This is a genomic window from Brevibacillus laterosporus (assembly GCF_030489605.1).
In the GTDB taxonomy this organism is placed as follows: Bacteria; Bacillota; Bacilli; order Brevibacillales; family Brevibacillaceae; genus Brevibacillus_B; species Brevibacillus_B laterosporus_E.
In genome coordinates, this window is the sequence record NZ_JAUKFY010000019.1 from 55,784 (window position 1) to 73,405 (window position 17,622).

Genomic DNA, 17,622 nt, shown 5'->3' on the forward strand with positions numbered 1-17,622 from the left:
GGAACAGGAGGTAGCATATGAAGCCGATTGTAGAAGTTGCAAATCACGTAGGTATTACGGAGGATGATCTGGAGCTGTATGGGAAATACAAGGCTAAGCTATCATTAGATGCATGGGAAAAACGAAAGGATCAACCAGATGGAAAATTAGTGTTAGTGACTGCCATGAATCCTACACCAGCTGGAGAAGGCAAAACACTGACAACTATTGGACTCTCTCAGGCACTAAACCATATTGGCAAAAAAACAATAGCCGCCTTACGCGAGCCTTCGCTAGGTCCATGCATGGGGATGAAAGGCGGAGCTACAGGCAGCGGCAATGCTCAAATACTGCCAGCAGAAGAAATCAATCTACATTTTACAGGCGATATTCATGCCATTACAGCAGCGCACAATTTATTATCTGCCCTTATTGATAATCACCTTTTTCAACATAATTCTCTACGACTTAATCCAAGCAAAATCGTCTGGAAACGAGCACTTGATATGAACGATCGTTCACTTCGCCATATTGTAGTTGGATTAGGCGATACGAATGGCGTAGTTCGTGAAGACGGCTTCATGATCACTACAGCATCAGAGATCATGGCCATCCTTTGCTTAAGCGAAAGTTTGGAAGATTTAAAAGAACGTCTGGGTCAGATTATCATCGGTTATGACCTGGATGATAAGCCGGTAACAGCTAAGCAATTAGAAGCTATCGATGCTATGACTGTTCTGTTAAAAGAAGCAATCAAGCCTAACTTCGTGCAAACCACCGAAGGAACTCCTGTCATTGTGCACGGTGGACCTTTTGCCAATATCGCTCACGGCTGCAGCAGTGTAATTGGTACCAAACTTGCTCTAAAGCTAGCCGATTATGTAGTTACTGAAGCTGGATTTGGCGCTGATCTTGGTGCTGAAAAATTCTTTGATATCAAATGCAGGAAAGCGGGCCTCACACCTCAGGCTGCTGTACTAGTCATTACTGTAAAAGCAATTAAATATAACGGAGGTATAACAAAAGACGAGCTGCAAAAGGCCAACCTGCCTGCTTTGGAAGCCGGTTTTGCTAACGTGCAGCGTCACATCGAGAACTTACAAAAATTTGGTGTGCCTGTGGTAGCAGCAATTAATCATTTTGCGACAGATTTTCCTGAAGAGGTCGCTTTTGTCAAAAAGAAATGTCAGGCTCTCGGTATCGAAGTGGCAGTATCAAATGTGTGGGCAGATGGTGGTGCTGGCGGTGTGGAACTTGCTGAGAAGCTAGTTAGTGTACTGGAGGAAGCTCCTTCTCACTATAAGCCACTGTATGACTTAAACAAACCCATAACAGATAAAATCAAAACGATTGTGACAGAAATCTATCGCGGCTCTGATGTTTCCTTCTCACCAGCAGCCATGAAAACGTTACGTAAAATTGAAGAGTTAGGGTTGTCAGACTTGCCTGTTTGTATGGCTAAAACACCTTATTCCTTCTCAGATCAAGCCAGTTTATTAGGAGCTCCTGCAGATTTCGTAGTAAATGTAAGTGAAATTCGACTCTCGGCCGGCGCCGGATTTATCGTGGTTCTCACGGGAAATGTGTTGACCATGCCAGGACTGCCAAAAGTACCTGCTGCTCAGCATATTCGCTTAGATAAGAATGGACAAGTAACAGGATTAATGTAGGTATGCACTCCCCCCTTTAAGTACGATAAGGATAGCTTATCTAGTTATGTAAAGGGGGATTTTCCTGTAAAAAAATCAAGAGCAACCTGATCTGATATTGAGACAATCATTTTCCGAAAATATCCTTTAGCTTCGACTTTGCTTCTTCAAATTTTTGTGAATGTATCACATTGGTGTCTCCCTCCTGTTGATCTTGATGAGTCATAATAATATCCAAAACACAAGAATAAATGGTAAGCTCATCAGGAGTTAAATTATTGATACCGTATCTACCTATATAATCAAGAATAAATTGTGATTCCTCAGAGTTTGTGCCGGTATTGTAGCTGATCTTTCTATCTAGCATATTGTAAATAGCTATCGATTCATCCCAAAATAACCGACCTACACCAGCTGGCTTACTTGTAACATTTGCAGGCATGGTAAAATTAACCGCAAAAATTACAGCTCCTCCTATCACTCCCAAAATGAGAAGGAAAATAAGACACCCCATCACTGGCGGCATTTTCAGCCGTTTTCCGCAATGCGGACAAATCTCAGCCTTTACTGCAATCTGCTTTTGGCAAACCTTACAGCTAGTAAGCAGCTGTTTCTCTGCTGCCTTATGTAATTGATTTTGTCTGACAATCAAAAAAACAAGCAAGCCAATAAGTACAATAAAAACGGCTATAAATCCCATGATTACAGCAGTAGACAAGCATAGCACTCCATTCGCAATAAGATGTCAAGATTGGCAAACAGTATTTTTCTCTCTTACTCTAGCTGGCTGAAGCTATTAGCTTAGCAATAAAATATCGTTTCCTGCTCTCGCTTCATTTTTACTGGATAGGAATACGATCAAGATTTATTAAAAAAGATTATACATTTATTCTCTATATTCACAAAAATATGTATAAACAAGAAAATTATATCATGTCAGGTTAGGAGTTTCACTATTGCTTGTTATAATTCATCATACAGAACTTTAGGAAAATATCCGATTAAATCAGTTGGGCTTAGTTATGCCTCTTAATAAAGGAACATATAGTTTAAAGAAATATAAGGTTAGAAGGGTGCTAAACCTCTTTTTTACCTAGTGGATGAAAGCGACAAAGACCGGTCAATCCGTCACTCTTACTTATCTAGGAAAAAAAGAAGCAAAATAGCAACCACTCCGATACTATTCTTGTTTCACACGTCTTGATAATGTGTGTTGTCCTGTTAACACACCAATTAATAAGATAGAACTTCCGATCAATACAGATTCCATCGTATCTTCGCCAAATTGGGGTTCAATCATTGTTGTTTCACGAATACGACGCTTTAAGCTTTGAAGAAATTAAGGATAAATTAATTCTGCTGCAGCTAAAGTCCTTGAATTGACGACAGTAATTCTAGTGGAGCCCGCCAATAAAAACACGTATTTTATAAGTTAAACAATTTTTGCATAGAAAAAGCCGATTTCCTGTATGTATAAGGAAGCATCGGCTTTACTCTTTTTTGGACAAAAGGCATACCCTCTTCCTGATTCAATCGCAAAAGGTTTCCTCTGTATCCAATAACAAGCTATGTTATCATAAAGACCTAGACCAAGATAGGAGTATAGATAAAAGGAGATCACGCAGATGAAACCGATGTATGTCGCTCTATTACTTTTTACAAGCTTTCTGTGGAGTGGCAATTTTGTAGTGGGTAAGTTTTTGGTCAATCATGCATCCTCCATGACCTTAACCAATCTACGTTATATGATTGCCGTTATTGTATTAATTCCTGTAGTCTACCTGGCAGAAAAACGCCTCCTACCGCCTCGCAGGGCGATTTTACCGCTCATCCTGATGGGAGCTACTGGCGTGGTCTTATTTAATTTATTTATGTTCTGGGCCCTAGAACGTACTGCTGCAACAAATGTCGGCTTACTCTCTACACTTAACCCTATCTCAATTGCTATCTTTTCTTTTCTTTTATTAAGGGAGAAAATGAAGGCTTTGCAGATTGGCTCAATGATTCTGTGTTTTGCAGGGGTTCTACTGGTGCTATCTAAAGGAGAATGGCATGCCTTGTTGTCACTCCGCTTTAATTCTGGAGATCTTTTGATGCTAGCCGCTGTAGCTACCTGGGGGCTCTATTCCGTAGCGGGGAGATGGGCTATGCGCGATGTTTCTGCACTAATGTCCACTTTGTATTCTGGATTCTTCGGGGTCTTGATGCTGTTGCCCTTCAATATCAGCAGCTTTACAATCACTAATCTTAATGCTGAGTTTATTTGGGGCACATTGTATATCAGTGTATTTGCGACTGTTATTAGCATGGTGCTTTGGAACATGGGGGTTAAGCAGCTTGGCGGGACCGCGGCAGGGATGTTTCTGAACTTTAATCCCATTTTTACGGCGTTATTAGCCTTGTTGCTGCTAAATGAGCAGATGACCTGGACTCAGGTGTACGGGAGTTTAATTGTCATTTTAGGATGTTTTTTCTTCACACGCTTTCAAAATATTTCCTTATCTTTAAAAAAGCTTACCAAATCTGAAAGGTAATCTCATAATACTGCATAGATCGTTGTCAGTAATCATATGCTTAAAAGACCTCCCCAGTTTTACAAAAGGGAGGTCTTTTTTTACCTTGTCACTTATGATTAACGTAGAAGTAAACAATACAACCAAATATCCAGCGCATACCTAGTCTTCCCTATTTCACTGTTTAAGGATCAATCATGATCTTACATTACAATACGCTTGCTACACTTGAAACTAATACCGGTACCATTATCGCTGTTGGTAAATCTGTTCATTATCCACCAGCGATAACGCAAAATCAACTGCTTTTTCCGCGTGTATCCGTGTGGTATCAAATAATGGAACAGCCGCATCCTCTGAAGCCACTAACAAGGTAATTTCCGTACACCCAAGGATAATTCCCTCTGCTCCGGCTTTCACTAAGGAATCCATAATGTCCCGATAAGCTTGACGTGATGTGCTGGTAATGATCCCTTTGCAAAGCTCGTCAAAAATCACCTGATGAACAACATCTCGCTCTTTCTCCTCTGGTACAATAATCTCGATGCCGTGGTCTTTCATCTTTTCAATAAAAAAGTCCTGCTCCATCGTAAACTTCGTACCCAGCAATCCTATTTTTCGCAGCTTTTGTTCCCGAATCTTTTCTGCTGTGGCATCTGCGATATGTATAAAGGGGATGGTAATGTGGCCAGAAATTTGTTTGGCAATTTTATGCATGGTATTGGTGCAAACTAGCAGACATTCTGCCCCAGCCTTCTCGAGATGCTGTGCTGCTTGACCTAATATAGCCGCAGCATCGTCCCAACGTCCTTCTTTTTGACACTGAACAATCTCTTCAAAATTAACAGAGTATACAAAACACTTTGCGGATGCAAGAGCTCCGACTCGTTGATTAACCATCTGGTTGATATGCTTATAGTATTCAGTAGTAGATTCCCAGCTCATACCGCCTAACAGACCGATTGTTTTCATGCTGTATTCTCCTTCTTCCCTGTTTTTGATAGATTTTTACAAGTCTATCATGAAGCCGTGGGGATGACAAGATAATAAGACAGCACACAAGCATGATCAGCACCAAAACAAGCCCATTTACATAGAAAAAAGCAAGATCATGAAAGGCAGGGATCACCTTTTTATTGATCTTGCTTTTTTAAATTAGTGCTCTTCTTCTACTTGCTCTGCTTTTTTCGGCAATAGAATCGTTGCAAACATCCCAATAATCGCTGTTACAAACAAAGCATGGAAAACCTTGACCAAACCGGTTTCCATATGTCCTTGTAATAAATACATATTAAATACAGCACCAAACATAGTAATTCCTACAGTTTGTCCCATCGTTCTCATGAATTGTACGGAACTGGTCGCGACACCACGCTGACGCCAAACGACGCTACTTTGTACTGCAATTGTGATAGCAGTCATTGTCAGCCCAAAGCCCAGCCCCAGAATAAACATTAAGAAGCCAATATAGAACACAGATGTTGCTGGCGTAAGGAATGATAGGAGAAGTTGACCAATCAAAAAGAAAACTCCACCAATTGCCACCAGCCATTTATACCCCAAGCGACTGTAATAACGTCCCCCTACAGAAGCTGCCAATGGCCAGCCAAGAGATAATGGCAGAACGACAATCCCCGCGAGCGTTGCGGATAAGCCGACAATATTGATAAGCCAGTTGGGCATATAAACGGATACACCAATTAATAAAGCCCCATGTAAAACGGAAATAACCTGCGAAGTTGCAATTAAGCGACGCTTAAATAAGGATAATGGAAGCATCGGTTCTGGTGCGCGTCTTTCAATAGCAATAAAGATGCAAAATAGAACAAGGCTGACGATCAGTAAGGATATCGTTGTAGAATTAAAAGTAATCCCTTGTCCCTCACCCTCTGCTAAGAGTGTGTACAGGAACGAAACTAAACTGCCAGTGAAAAATAATGCTCCCCAATAATCGATATGAACCGTTTTAGGAGTAAGCTCTTCCTTGAAATGTTTTGAAATCATAAAGATGCTAACAAGTCCAATAGGAATATTAATATAAAAAATCCATTCCCAAGCCACATAATCTACGAAAAAACCGCCAATTACAGGCCCTACGATTGCTGCTACTCCCCATACCGCACTAAATAGTCCCATCAATTTAGCACGTTCTTCCTGTGTGAACAAATCACCAATAATTGTCATAGTGATCGGTTGAACAGCTCCCGCTCCCAAGCCCTGAATGCCTCGGTATAGCATGAGCTGTGTCATAGAGCTAGACAAGCCGCATAAAAATGAACCTGTTAAAAAAACAGTCGTGCCAAATAAGAAGATTTTTTTTCGTCCAAACAAATCAGCTAGCTTTCCATAAATGGGTGTTGTAACAGCCGTTGTTAACAAATAGATGGAAAATACCCAGGAAATGAGGGTTGTTTGTCCCAAATCATTTGCGATGGCAGGCATTGCCGTTGTTACTACAGTCGTATCAATGGCTGTTAAAAATGTCGTTACCATCAATGCGGTCAGGATGCTTCTTTTAGAACGTACCATATTTGTACTCCTTTTTCTTCCTAAACGTAATTGATATTTTCTATACATAATAGTTGATTATGTTTCACAAAAAGATAATTGTCAATCGTTTCTTTCCAGCTCACCCTCCTTCATTGTTTTCGTATGAAAAGAAATAACCCCCCGATAGCGGAGGGTAGACAGCACACAAATATTATTCCCCTAAAAGGAAACAAATTTGTAGCAGCAACTACTTAGGGTATTAATTCTTCTTTTTGTATAGAAAGAAATAACTCCTTTAACTCATTTGGCAATTCAACCGCACGCCGTTTTGTCTGATCAATCATCACCATTGTAACAAGTCCATCTGCGACCAAACCCTTCTTCTCATGATGCAGTTCGTGCTTGATGACAAAGCTCCGTTTGCCTACGTTAACCAAGGTAGTGTGAATCGTAATCTCATCACCCATGACAAGCTCACTTCGATAATTGACATTCATATTCACAACTACCGGGAAAATATGCCGTCTCTGTAGCTCTTCTATAGTATATCCCTCAGCGATTAACCAGTCAAAGCGAGCCCATTCCATATATTCCAAATATTTGGCGTTGTTCACATGACCAATAAAATCAACTTCTGTAGAACGAACCGTAAAAACAAAGGTATGTGCCATGTCTGTAGCCTCCTTATTTTCCCTTTTTTTGATTATATACGATTCTTGTAGGGCTTGAACATTTTTCTTTTTTGCTTGCGTGAAATTTCAAAAATTATCTCATATAATAAATGACAAGGCTATGTATCCATACGTTAAGGAAGGGTGTGTCCCATGATTGTTCAAGAATTAGCACCACAATACCATGCTGCTCATCAAAAGCGTTATCTAGCTTTATTGCAAGGAATCAGTGAGGAACAGCTATCGTGGAAACTTCCTCCTGCCACTAATTCAATCGGTTTTCTTATCAGGCACATCGCTGAGGTAGAGTACGCTTTTTCTCAGATGTTTTTTAACCAAACGCCTGCTAAGGAAGAAGGCACCTTTACCTTAGGCAAGGTTACAGACACAGGAGTCTGGGTAAATCTAAACGACTTGATGGATTACACTGAACGTGCTAGCCAATTCCTCTTACAATCAATGGAATTATTACCCGAAGAAAACTGGGATCAACCAGTCGAATCTCGCATTGGTGTCATGACCCCGCGCGATGCCTTTGGTCTATTAATTTATCATAAAGGATATCACGCTGGTCAAATCGGCTGGATCAAAAAATACGGAGCGCAAGCCTAATATGAGTCTAGCTTTTTATCAGGATCAGCTGCTGATCAATTCATTAGAGCAACAGGAACTGCCTCGTGTCGTTGAAATATATAACAGCAATCCGAACTATAATGTACTTACAAACGGAGAACCTACATTAACTCTCGCTGAACTAAGCCGGGAATATGAGGAAGCGAACCAATATCCATCCGGTCATTGGCTGGCTATTCGGCATGAAGATAAAATCATTGGTGTCTCGCATATTCTGTTGGAGAATCCAAACGACCAAAAACCTTGGATTGGTTTATTACTGATAGATTCCAGCTATCAAGGCAAGGGATACGGGAGTAAAGCATATCTAATGATAGAAGAGTATTTTCGCTCATTGGATAAGAAAACCGTACATATCGGTGTCATTACCTCCAATCAACGCGCATTAGATTTTTGGGGAAAATTGGGTTTCGAACAGTATCGGCAGGTGACTGCTTCAGTAGGGAAGCTGACGCAGCCGGTCTTATGCATGGCAAAATTTCTGTAACTAAATGAAAAACCGACTTCTCCTGTTTGAGGAGAGGCCGGTTTTTCATCTATGATTCATTTTCTAACAAGGGATGAAAATAGCCTGCACATCCTATGCTGAAATAGAATAGAAAGGATACAACCTCAGCATCCTTCTTTTTATTTATTTACGAAGCTTGATTACCGTTTCACGTAATTGTTCCGTATCAATCGGTAATACTTCCACTTCATCTAAATTTTTCACTTTGTTAATTAATTCATTTACAGACTGATCCGGGATGTCACGTCCTCTAATTTGACGTAGAAAATCAAGTTGAGAAAAGGTTCTCCATAATACGAACAAGCGTTGACCGGTAAGCTCCATTTCGTTTCTCTCCCCACAACTAGAATAATTATAATTATACTACATGTATACCCCATTTTTCCTGCTTTAAAAAACTTCAATTTTCTTATAAAAAATTGGTTTATGTATCTTCTGATCATTTTACCTCAGAAGCTTATGAACCATGGTAACCAATAGTGATTCAGTCATCGTGAACAACCAATCTTATTATATCGCACTCCTCCAGGATTTGTTAATAGCTCCCGATAATCCATCAAAAGATGTGATATAAGCATATCAGAATTGATGACTAACTTCATGTGCCATCTAATGGAAGATACGATCTTTTAGCATCAACACGGAAAATAAAATAAACCAAGCTTCCAACATAGACAACGGTTAAACTGTACCCGCTTTCATCTCCATGCAAAAAACTTGGCTTTTACATCATATTACATCCCTGTAGTTATCATGTCTTGCGTAATTAACGACTAAATAGGCCCTTGATTACAAATGCTACATTGGCTGGACGCTCTGCCAAACGACGCATGAAATACCCGTACCAATCATTGCCATACGGAACGTACACACGCATTTTATAGCCCTCTTTTGCCAAATCTAGCTGGGACTGTGGACGGATACCATACAGCATTTGAAATTCAAATTGATCCCGCGAAAAACCCATCTCCTTTTCTAATTGCTTCACATAGGCAATAATGGCATCATCATGTGTTGCAATCGCTGCATAATTACCATTTTGGAGATGCTGCTTAATAATTTTCTTGTAATTCTCATCAACGTCTGCTTTTGCTGGATACGCCACCTCTGATGATTCCTTATAAGCACCCTTTACCAAACGCAGGTTAACCTTTTTATCTTTTACACTCTCCACATCATTCTCTGATTTATAGAGATATGCTTGAATAACAGTACCAACATTATCATAATCCTGTAATAATTCATGCAGGATTTCCAAGGTCACTTGATTGTGAGCATAGTCCTCCATATCAATGCGCACAAAAATATTCCCACATTGCTTGGCTGTATCTAAAATTCGGCGCATGTTGCTTACACATAGGTCACGGCTAATGTCCAAGCCCAACTGTGTCATTTTAAGCGAAAGATTACAGTCCACTTTAGATTCATAAATGGCTTCTATCGTTTTCATGCAATAATCAGCGGATTCATTGGCCTCTTCTACGCTAAACACAAACTCTCCAAGATGATCTAGGGTGCAAACCAGCCCTTTTTGATTTAATTCACGGACACCACGAATGGCTTCTGCGATTGTTTCTCCCGCCACTACTCGTCTCGCGCCAAAACGAAGCCCCCATTTCTTTGCCGCTTTATTTAATCCCTGATTTTTAGAAAGGAATAAGAAAAAGTTCTTTAAGATTTGTTCCATCATTACATCCCCCTCAAACTGCTTTACCTGTATATTTACTTTCTGCTTTATATACAAAGCAAGCATCGTGCCAATCGAGCAAATTCGGGAAAAATCTCATGAAATCGTCAATTTCTAACCTTTCTAATGTCCCGTCGTATGAAAACACATAGTATTTTGACATTTATGTACACTTTTGTTCAAAATCATGTACACTAATGATTAAAGAGTGTCCTTTTTGTGAAAGCATCAATCATAATGTCAAACAGCACAGGTGATCCCATGAAATCCTTCTTCTCTTTACAAATGAAGGTAACAGATTGTATGTTACCGCTTTCTTTCTCAGAGGATATGACAAGTCAATCTAACGTTGCTGGGGATGTAATGCATTCTTACTTGCCTGAATATTGCGCCATTCCTAGTTCACATACGCTATGGCAGGCCTTTTTATGTGCATCTAGCTTTCTTTCGCACTCAACAGCTCCAGCTTTTCATTCAAAGCTCCTTGTGTTGGATTCCGCAGACGGCAAGTCTATTGGCTACCTGCCCTTTAGACAATTATTTGAGATCATTGGCACTGTCGCTAGCAATCAAGAAGCACTCCTTCATACTTTATTGTCGACTATGAGCGAGGCAACCACCATTGTAGACTCTTTTAATCAGGTTGTTTATTGGAATCCGGCAGCAGAAAAGATGTATCAGATCAAAAAAGAAGATGTTGTGGGTACTTCGCTGGATAACCATTTTGCTAGCGAATCTATTCGATTAAAGGTTGCATTATCAGAGGGATCGGCTGTCCAAAGGCTCTACCATATCCCGCGCCCTAATCAACACGTTCTGATTAACTCGGCCCCAATTATTCAATCATCAGAGATTATTGGAGCCATCTCCATTGAGCAGGACATTACTGAATTAGTCAGGCTGCATGAGGAATTAACTAATACAACAGAGCACTTACACAATTTGCAGCAGGAAATGACTCGCTATCAAGCTACCACTGATCCTTTTTTCCCTATCAAGGGACATTCGCCTGCTTTACAAACAGCTGTGCAGACAGCCCGGAAGGTCGCCGTAACCGATGCTACCGTCCTTATATATGGAGAAAGCGGAGTGGGTAAGGAACTATTTGCTCAGGCTATTCATCAGGTAAGTAAACGCAGTAAAAAGTCCTTTGTAGCCATTAACTGCGCAGCCATTCCAGCCGCCTTATTTGAAAGCGAGCTTTTTGGCTATCAGGGGGGAGCTTTTACGGGAGCCGAGCGAAAAGGGAAACCTGGCAAGATTGAGCTGGCTCATGAAGGTACGCTTTTTTTAGACGAGATTGGGGAATTACCGCTAGAGTTGCAAGCGAAGTTATTACGTGCCCTACAGGAGCGACAATTCTATCGTGTCGGTGGAACAGAACCGATTTATGTGAATACACGAATCATTGCGGCTACAAACAAAAACCTAGAAAAAATGGTGGCGGAGGGACGTTTTCGTGAGGATTTATATTATCGATTAAATGTTTTTTCGTTAGAGCTTCCATCGTTGCGGGAACGTTCAGAGGATATTTTAGAATTGGTTCCGATTTTCCTGCATGAATATTCTCTTGCTAATAATCAGGCAGTGCCCCGCATTATGCCAGATGTGATGCAAGCACTCCTTGACTACCAGTGGCCCGGAAACATTCGTCAGCTCCGCAACATCATTGAGCGTTTATCAATTTTACAAGAAAATGGAGTCATTACTTGGGAGCATCTTCCTGCCGCATTAAAGAACGCTCATGAACGTAATTCGGATCATCCGCCCAAATCCAGTAGTTCATCACCTGCAGAGCTGTCTTCAGCATATATAGCAGCCACTGTATCTCCGTCTGCCAGCAAACAGACTCCATCTGAGATATATGGCTTGCACAGCGAATATGTACCAGCTCGGTTGGAAAGGGGGAGCGATATGGAAAAAACAAAAATATTACAGGCATTAGAACGCACTTATGGAAATAAAAAAGCGGCCGCGGAGCTATTAGGAATGTCACGCGGTACGCTTTATAACAAAATGAGAAGGTATGGGCTTGTAGAGGAATCAATCAAACAATAACATCGTCACTTACTCTAAGACACATTTATGTCTCGTTCCACACTTTGCCTGTTTTGTAGCAAAAGGTGACGTTGCAGGATCACAGCACCTATCCTTGAAAAGGGCTAGCATGCTGCCACAAAGTAAAAGCGAGGCTTGGGCCGCCAACGCTACCAAGCCTCCTCCCTAAAGCGGAAGCAATTTTCCAAACGGCGCTACTTATCGACTGTACCATCCTCATACGCCCGGGTGCTTCATTCATAGACGAATAATAGATGTTACCGACCAAAGTGACGTACCGTCTCCTTCACTCAAGCAAGATAGAGGTCATAAAGCCAAAAACTACTCCGGCTCCTCATACTCCCTAGCCAAATAAAGAGCCGCCTATTTAACCTGGCACTCAATCCGATTAGACACGTATAATAATGAGCTCTCCGGCAAATCGATTTAGATTTCAGATAACTATGTATATTTTCCCCGCTTTTTCTACGTTGAAAAATATAATCATTTACCGTTTCAATCAACAATGCCCTGCTTGAGGCCAATCATATCTAGTTATTGTTAGCGAAAAGCTTTGATTCCGGCTGTGAAATAAAAATTGCAGTATAGCACATTCTTTTGGTACAAATGAAATAGAGCCTGACAGTATCACTACTGTCAAAGCATCATCATGGAACGGCAAGCAATTTGCTCCTGATAGACAACATGTTTCAATTAAATAATTCATAAGCTGTACTTTGCCGTTCTTCTTGTAAGCGTAAAAATAACCTTGATGCAAAGCCAAATAGTGGTGCTCCCCCCATTTAGCATATGGCAACAAGGCTATCCTTTTACATGTGAGCTACATGCGAATCCGAGCATTTCGCAAAAAATACGACCCGATGGTTGCTAAAATCCCTAGAGAAATAAACCCGGCGTAATACGTGAATAAATCCTTTTCAATTACAGTCGAGGCAAAAAGACCACCAAGCAAGGCAAAGCACAGAATAGCTCCCCCGTAAAAAACAGGCTCTAATGCTGGAAACATAATAACCTTGCCGTTATTCTCCAATCGATTGCGCTGATATAAGAAAATACCGAGTCCTAATGTAACAAGCAAATGCAAAATCGGAATTAAAAAAGGTGACGATAGCTTTCCAAACATGTTTACTACTACTACTGGACTTGTTAACAAAATAAGATTGACAGGAAATAAATCAAAATTCAATTGAATGCCAAAATTCATTTGTAAAAACCCGTTAATTAAGAAGGCAATTCCAACAGGAAAGATACAAAAGATTAGGGACAGCATGGCTTGAACCATTGTTCCCCCCGCTAGGGTTCCAATCATCAGTACGAAGCTATAAAAAGCGATTAGACCTAATGATGACTGAAGCAAAGGATAAAGATGCTCCTTTAAAATGAAAAACTCATGAAATGGAGAAACCAAAATAACAATCATATCAATTAAAGTATTCAATACTAAACTAATAACAATTGCTGATACCCCTAGCATCCATTTAGTCAAATAAATATTTCTGCGTGAAAAAGGCATAGAGAAAGTAAAATCGTTTACTAGGCTTCTTCTCTCCGATCCCATCAATGTCAAAGCAATCAACAACAGTAACGGAAAGCTGGCAAAGAGATAATTTGAATTATTAGTAGCAAGGTAAAAAAACTCTGCTCCTTCTTTTTTTAATTGAGCTACATTCATAATAACCTGGTTTTCAGTTAGAAATAAGGTCTTCTGCATACGGGTGAATCCCATACATATGAAGGTGATAAATGGTAATAACCATATCATTGATTTACTCTGTTTCCATTCTTTTAGCCATAATCCTTTATGAAACATAGTCGTCACCACCTAGCTTGGTAATAAATAAATCTTCTAAATCAACTGGTAATTTTTCTAACAGAAGTGGTTGTTCCTCTTGTAATCTGGTTAATGCTGAGCCTGTCGGGTCCTCCAGTAATAAGGTATGCACTCGCCCTACCTGCTGAAGAAGATATACTTGTGGCAGGTCAAGCAATGTCTGTGGAGCTTCTCCTTTAAAGACCACCTGGAACTTCTTAAATCTTTCTTCAGAATCTGTTTGCGAAGTCGTCGCTTCAACACTTCCTTTTTTGATCATGATAATCATGTCAGCTATTCTTTCTAGCTCTTCAAGTTGATGCGAAGAAATGATAAAGCTTACTTCACGTTGGGCAACTTCTTCAACAATCATGCCTAATACCTGTTTTTTGACTATCGGATCAATTCCGTTTGTTGGTTCATCTAGTATAATCAAGGATACCTTTGAGGAGAACGCCAGGATAAGTGACGTCAAAGCTTTCATTCCTTTAGAAAATTGACGGATTTTTTTTCGTCTTGGAAGCTTAAAGCGCTCCATCAGCGTTACATAGTAAGCATAATCAAAGTTAGGGTACATAGCTTTGTACAGCTTAGCGCATTCATCAGGTGTATAAAAATGCAACGCTTCTGGGGAGTCCGGAACATAAAGCATGTCTTTTTTACACTCTGGGTGCTGGTGTATGGAGCGACCATCCAGTTCTACACTTCCCCCATCCGTATCCAAAATTCCCATGATCGTACGCAACAAGGTTGTTTTACCTGACCCATTGCGGCCAACAAGACCTACAATCACACCTCTAGGTATCTCAAAGCTAATGTTATGTAATATCTCTTCCTCATCAATTACTTTATTTACATTATATAAACTAAGCATTTGAATCACCTCGTAATTCTAACATGTACTTCTCAACCCACTCTTGTACTTGCTGTGTGCTAATCCCTAGGTAACTTGCTTCAATAACGATTTGTTTTAACGATTCCTGGAATTTATCCAAACGCTCTGTTTCCATCCGAGGAACCTGCTGCTTGGCGACGAAAGTTCCTTTTCCACGCAATGTCTCGATTATTCCTTGTCTCTCCAATTCCTGATATGCCTTACTCACTGTATTTGGATTAACAACAATCATGCCGGACAGTTCTCGTACCGATGGCAATTTTTCTCCCTCCTGTAATATTCCTTTTAGAATCAACTCTTTTATCTGCTGAATGATCTGTTCATAAATGGGCGAAGGACTTCGTTCATTAATCAGGATCATGATAATCAACCACCCTTACCGTTCGGTGTGTACTACATCATGTAGTACACTTAATACACTACTTCTTTTTGTGATTGGTGTCAATACCCTTCACAACTACAGCCCAAAAGCACAATCAAATAGCGCAGTCAAATAGTACACCTCTTATTTTATTGCATGCAAAAAAAACCTTACCAACCTAATAAGATTGGCAAAGGCTTATGAAGACAGGCTGTGTTTGGAAAATACTACTGTTAACGGCACTTCCAAATTCAGAAAATGTAAAACAAACCGAAAAAATAAGGTATAATAGGAACACCGTCAACAAAGGAGGTATTCCCTAATGAATCAATATAAATTGGTGACTTTTTGCCTTGCAGTGTTAGTTGCCTTCTGCTTGGTAGGAGTAGGTATCTTTATTGGACTGAAAAGCGCACTTGGTATCATTGGCTGCTTGGTATTGGCAACCTGTTTGATGGGCTTCGGATTTTCTTATAAAAAGAAACATCTTCGTCCATAAATTATGTTTCCTTCCGGCGAATAAATAGGCTGTTTACGTAGAATAAAAAAGAAGTAAAACTGCTTGCTTTTTTTAATAAACGCTTGGAAATCGTATAAATTTGCGGCTGTTGCCGATTCACTTTTTGATCAGCCAAATAAAAGGCAAGTAGCCCGTCAACGATCATGCGGTGAAACGCAGGATGAGGCAATTCATCAATGCTTTGTTTGGCTCGTTCAATAAAGTATTGCAGCCGCTCAAACGCTTCTTCATCAGATTGATAATAGCTGACAAAGTTTAAATCCCCACCTTCTCGATCCTCTTCTAAATCAATCAGGTAATCTAGCAAAATATGTACTCCGCCTATCCAAGGAAAATAGGCATGATGTAATGCTTTAATTTCCTTTGGATCAACCTCAGGCTCTGTTGCCAAGCAAAACAATGCAAAAATACCAACGGTCGACCCGGTTGCCGCAGCAAACTCCTGCCATTCTATCTCTGGATAACTTTCCTTATACTGATCCCACCATGTAAATAAGGCTTCTTCCCGCTTCTCTAAAGCGATATGTTTATATACCTGCAAATCGCTATACAACGTAGATAAATTCACAATATGCTGCTGAACATCTTTATAGGAAGGTAGCTTTTGGATCATCTCTTGACATCGCAAAACTAATGCATTCAAAAAGCCGCCGTCATCCTTTTCCTCACGAAATTCATAGTAATCCCTTAGCGGTGCATCAGGAGTTAGCGCATCCTGCATGGAGTAATGTAGCTGACGAAAATCAATTGGATCAAGTGACGTACTACGATCACACAAATTATCTAGATAATCACTGATAGTCTGATAAGCTACGATTAGCTTGACCAGTGTTTCTTTATAAGCCATAACCTGAGAAGCATAAACAGAACCACCCTGACAATGAAATTTCTTGGAATCCATGCTGGCTATGGCTTGTTTTTGAAGTTCCCTATCTGGGATTTCTTTCGCTCGTTCATACCAATAAGCGAACTCTTGCTCAAGCAAGGGCAAAATGTAGCGATAGACACGATAAAGTAATTGCCAAGGCTTATGAATCGGTTTCGCTTGCAAGCTAAAGTTCCTCCTTTGGTTTTTTGCTATACAACATCTTATCATATCTCTGGAGGAAAAATCTGCTTTATCCCCGTGTGTAACCAATTTGATATATCTGCAATACGAGGGTTCCTAAGATTTTACAGCCTCCATAGCTCCTTGGCTTTCCATCATTCGGATTTACTTACATATCGATGAAATTGTCTTCTTCATGTACTTGTGCATCACCTCAACCAGCAGATACTTTCCATTATGGATGCACCAATCAAAAATAATCCCCCTCGATAGCATAATTAAATATTCAAGTATTTCTTCCTCTTTTAAATCCGTCGTTAATTCTTGTCTAGCTCGCCCCTGACTGATAATTTCCTGAAGCTTTGTCCAAGTAGAAGAATTTTTCAAAGTAAACAGTCGATTATTTCCATGATAAAGCTGCTTATTAATGTGCAATCCCAATTCAGACGTATGCTTGGCTAATTGAACAAAAAAGTGTAAGAGCCGATCTTTTGTTGGCTCTTGTTTTTCGTCAGCTTGTATATCAAGAGCAAAGCGCTTATCGATTTCCTGAAATAAGCAAAGATAAATCTCTTCCTTGGAACTAAAGTAATAATAAAATGTTCCCACTGATACGCTTGCTTTCTTACTAATTTCCTCGATAGAGATACTTTCATAATCTTTTTCTTTTATCAAATCCAGAGCTACATGATAAATAGTGCGTTTTGTTTCTATGGCTTTTTCTTGTCGCTTGGTTAATTTTCTTTCCTGCATCGTATTTATTCTCCTAGTTAACATGTGCGTATTGGAAGAGGACATAT

At 40.0% G+C, this 17,622-nt stretch carries 17 protein-coding genes; 6 read left to right on the plus strand and 11 right to left on the minus strand.

The genetic code is table 11. The annotated features are described in order from the left end of the window. The first annotated feature begins 17 nt into the window (after positions 1-17). On the plus strand, positions 18-1,649 hold the full coding sequence (locus QZ995_RS18000; protein WP_301809583.1) for a formate--tetrahydrofolate ligase: 1,632 nt from the start codon (positions 18-20) through the stop codon (positions 1,647-1,649). A 106-nt stretch (positions 1,650-1,755) separates the two neighbouring features. Here the strand turns inward: QZ995_RS18000 and QZ995_RS18005 are convergent, their stop codons facing one another. Continuing rightward, the gene (locus QZ995_RS18005; protein ID WP_301809585.1) at positions 1,756-2,355 is read right to left on the minus strand and encodes an EGFR-like transmembrane domain-containing protein; all 600 of its coding nucleotides are present in this window, start codon (positions 2,353-2,355) and stop codon (positions 1,756-1,758) included. Positions 2,356-3,253: 898 nt separating this feature from the next. Here QZ995_RS18005 and QZ995_RS18010 point away from each other — a divergent pair. Next, positions 3,254-4,162, plus strand: a complete 909-nt coding sequence (locus tag QZ995_RS18010; protein WP_301809587.1) for a DMT family transporter — start codon at positions 3,254-3,256, stop codon at positions 4,160-4,162. Between the two features lie 228 nt (positions 4,163-4,390). Here the strand turns inward: QZ995_RS18010 and QZ995_RS18015 are convergent, their stop codons facing one another. The 3 genes from QZ995_RS18015 to QZ995_RS18025 form a co-directional block, all read right to left on the minus strand. Then, complete coding sequence (locus QZ995_RS18015) at positions 4,391-5,113, minus strand: aspartate/glutamate racemase family protein (RefSeq protein ID WP_301809589.1); 723 nt, start codon at positions 5,111-5,113, stop codon at positions 4,391-4,393. A 183-nt stretch (positions 5,114-5,296) separates the two neighbouring features. Continuing rightward, a complete protein-coding gene (locus tag QZ995_RS18020) occupies positions 5,297-6,670 on the minus strand; it encodes an MDR family MFS transporter (RefSeq protein ID WP_301809591.1) in 1,374 nt (457 codons plus the stop codon). Positions 6,671-6,882: 212 nt separating this feature from the next. After that, positions 6,883-7,302 (minus strand): acyl-CoA thioesterase, encoded by a 420-nt coding sequence (locus QZ995_RS18025; RefSeq protein ID WP_366919710.1) that lies wholly within the window; start codon positions 7,300-7,302, stop codon positions 6,883-6,885. Positions 7,303-7,455: 153 nt separating this feature from the next. Between QZ995_RS18025 and QZ995_RS18030 the strand changes: the two genes are divergently transcribed. Together QZ995_RS18030 and QZ995_RS18035 are read left to right on the plus strand one after the other, a co-directional pair. Next, complete coding sequence (locus tag QZ995_RS18030; RefSeq protein WP_031411885.1) at positions 7,456-7,914, plus strand: DinB family protein; 459 nt, start codon at positions 7,456-7,458, stop codon at positions 7,912-7,914. 1 nt (position 7,915) lies between these two features. Continuing rightward, positions 7,916-8,422 (plus strand): GNAT family N-acetyltransferase, encoded by a 507-nt coding sequence (locus tag QZ995_RS18035; protein ID WP_301809595.1) that lies wholly within the window; start codon positions 7,916-7,918, stop codon positions 8,420-8,422. A 144-nt stretch (positions 8,423-8,566) separates the two neighbouring features. Here QZ995_RS18035 and QZ995_RS18040 read toward each other — a convergent pair whose 3' ends face one another. Together QZ995_RS18040 and QZ995_RS18045 are read right to left on the minus strand one after the other, a co-directional pair. After that, entirely contained in the window at positions 8,567-8,767 is a 201-nt protein-coding gene (locus tag QZ995_RS18040; protein ID WP_003335469.1) for a hypothetical protein, read from the minus strand. Between the two features lie 442 nt (positions 8,768-9,209). Further along, complete coding sequence (locus tag QZ995_RS18045; protein ID WP_301809666.1) at positions 9,210-10,130, minus strand: proline dehydrogenase; 921 nt, start codon at positions 10,128-10,130, stop codon at positions 9,210-9,212. A gap of 261 nt (positions 10,131-10,391) precedes the next feature. Here QZ995_RS18045 and QZ995_RS18050 point away from each other — a divergent pair, with 261 nt between their 5' ends. Further along, positions 10,392-12,188, plus strand: coding sequence for a sigma-54 interaction domain-containing protein (locus QZ995_RS18050; RefSeq protein ID WP_301809669.1), 1,797 nt, complete (start codon positions 10,392-10,394; stop codon positions 12,186-12,188). 820 nt (positions 12,189-13,008) lie between these two features. Here QZ995_RS18050 and QZ995_RS18055 read toward each other — a convergent pair. The 3 genes from QZ995_RS18055 to QZ995_RS18065 are packed head-to-tail and all read right to left on the minus strand — an operon-like array spanning position 13,009 to position 15,254. Further along, the gene (locus tag QZ995_RS18055) at positions 13,009-13,998 is read right to left on the minus strand and encodes a hypothetical protein (RefSeq protein ID WP_301809601.1); all 990 of its coding nucleotides are present in this window, start codon (positions 13,996-13,998) and stop codon (positions 13,009-13,011) included. Then, positions 13,988-14,872 (minus strand): ABC transporter ATP-binding protein, encoded by an 885-nt coding sequence (locus tag QZ995_RS18060; protein WP_301809604.1) that lies wholly within the window; start codon positions 14,870-14,872, stop codon positions 13,988-13,990. Before QZ995_RS18060 ends, QZ995_RS18055 begins: the two co-directional genes overlap by 11 nt. Further along, the gene (locus QZ995_RS18065) at positions 14,865-15,254 is read right to left on the minus strand and encodes a GntR family transcriptional regulator (protein ID WP_003344036.1); all 390 of its coding nucleotides are present in this window, start codon (positions 15,252-15,254) and stop codon (positions 14,865-14,867) included. Before QZ995_RS18065 ends, QZ995_RS18060 begins: the two co-directional genes overlap by 8 nt. Before the next feature lie 322 nt (positions 15,255-15,576). Between QZ995_RS18065 and QZ995_RS18070 the strand changes: the two genes are divergently transcribed. Continuing rightward, on the plus strand, positions 15,577-15,753 hold the full coding sequence (locus QZ995_RS18070) for a DUF5325 family protein (RefSeq protein WP_018672391.1): 177 nt from the start codon (positions 15,577-15,579) through the stop codon (positions 15,751-15,753). Between the two features lies 1 nt (position 15,754). On the opposite strand, the gene QZ995_RS18075 is transcribed toward QZ995_RS18070, so the two are convergent. Both QZ995_RS18075 and QZ995_RS18080 read right to left on the minus strand, forming a co-directional pair. Further along, positions 15,755-16,825, minus strand: coding sequence for a tetraprenyl-beta-curcumene synthase family protein (locus QZ995_RS18075; protein ID WP_301809613.1), 1,071 nt, complete (start codon positions 16,823-16,825; stop codon positions 15,755-15,757). A gap of 162 nt (positions 16,826-16,987) precedes the next feature. After that, the gene (locus QZ995_RS18080) at positions 16,988-17,575 is read right to left on the minus strand and encodes a TetR/AcrR family transcriptional regulator (protein WP_301809616.1); all 588 of its coding nucleotides are present in this window, start codon (positions 17,573-17,575) and stop codon (positions 16,988-16,990) included. Positions 17,576-17,622 lie beyond the last annotated feature (47 nt).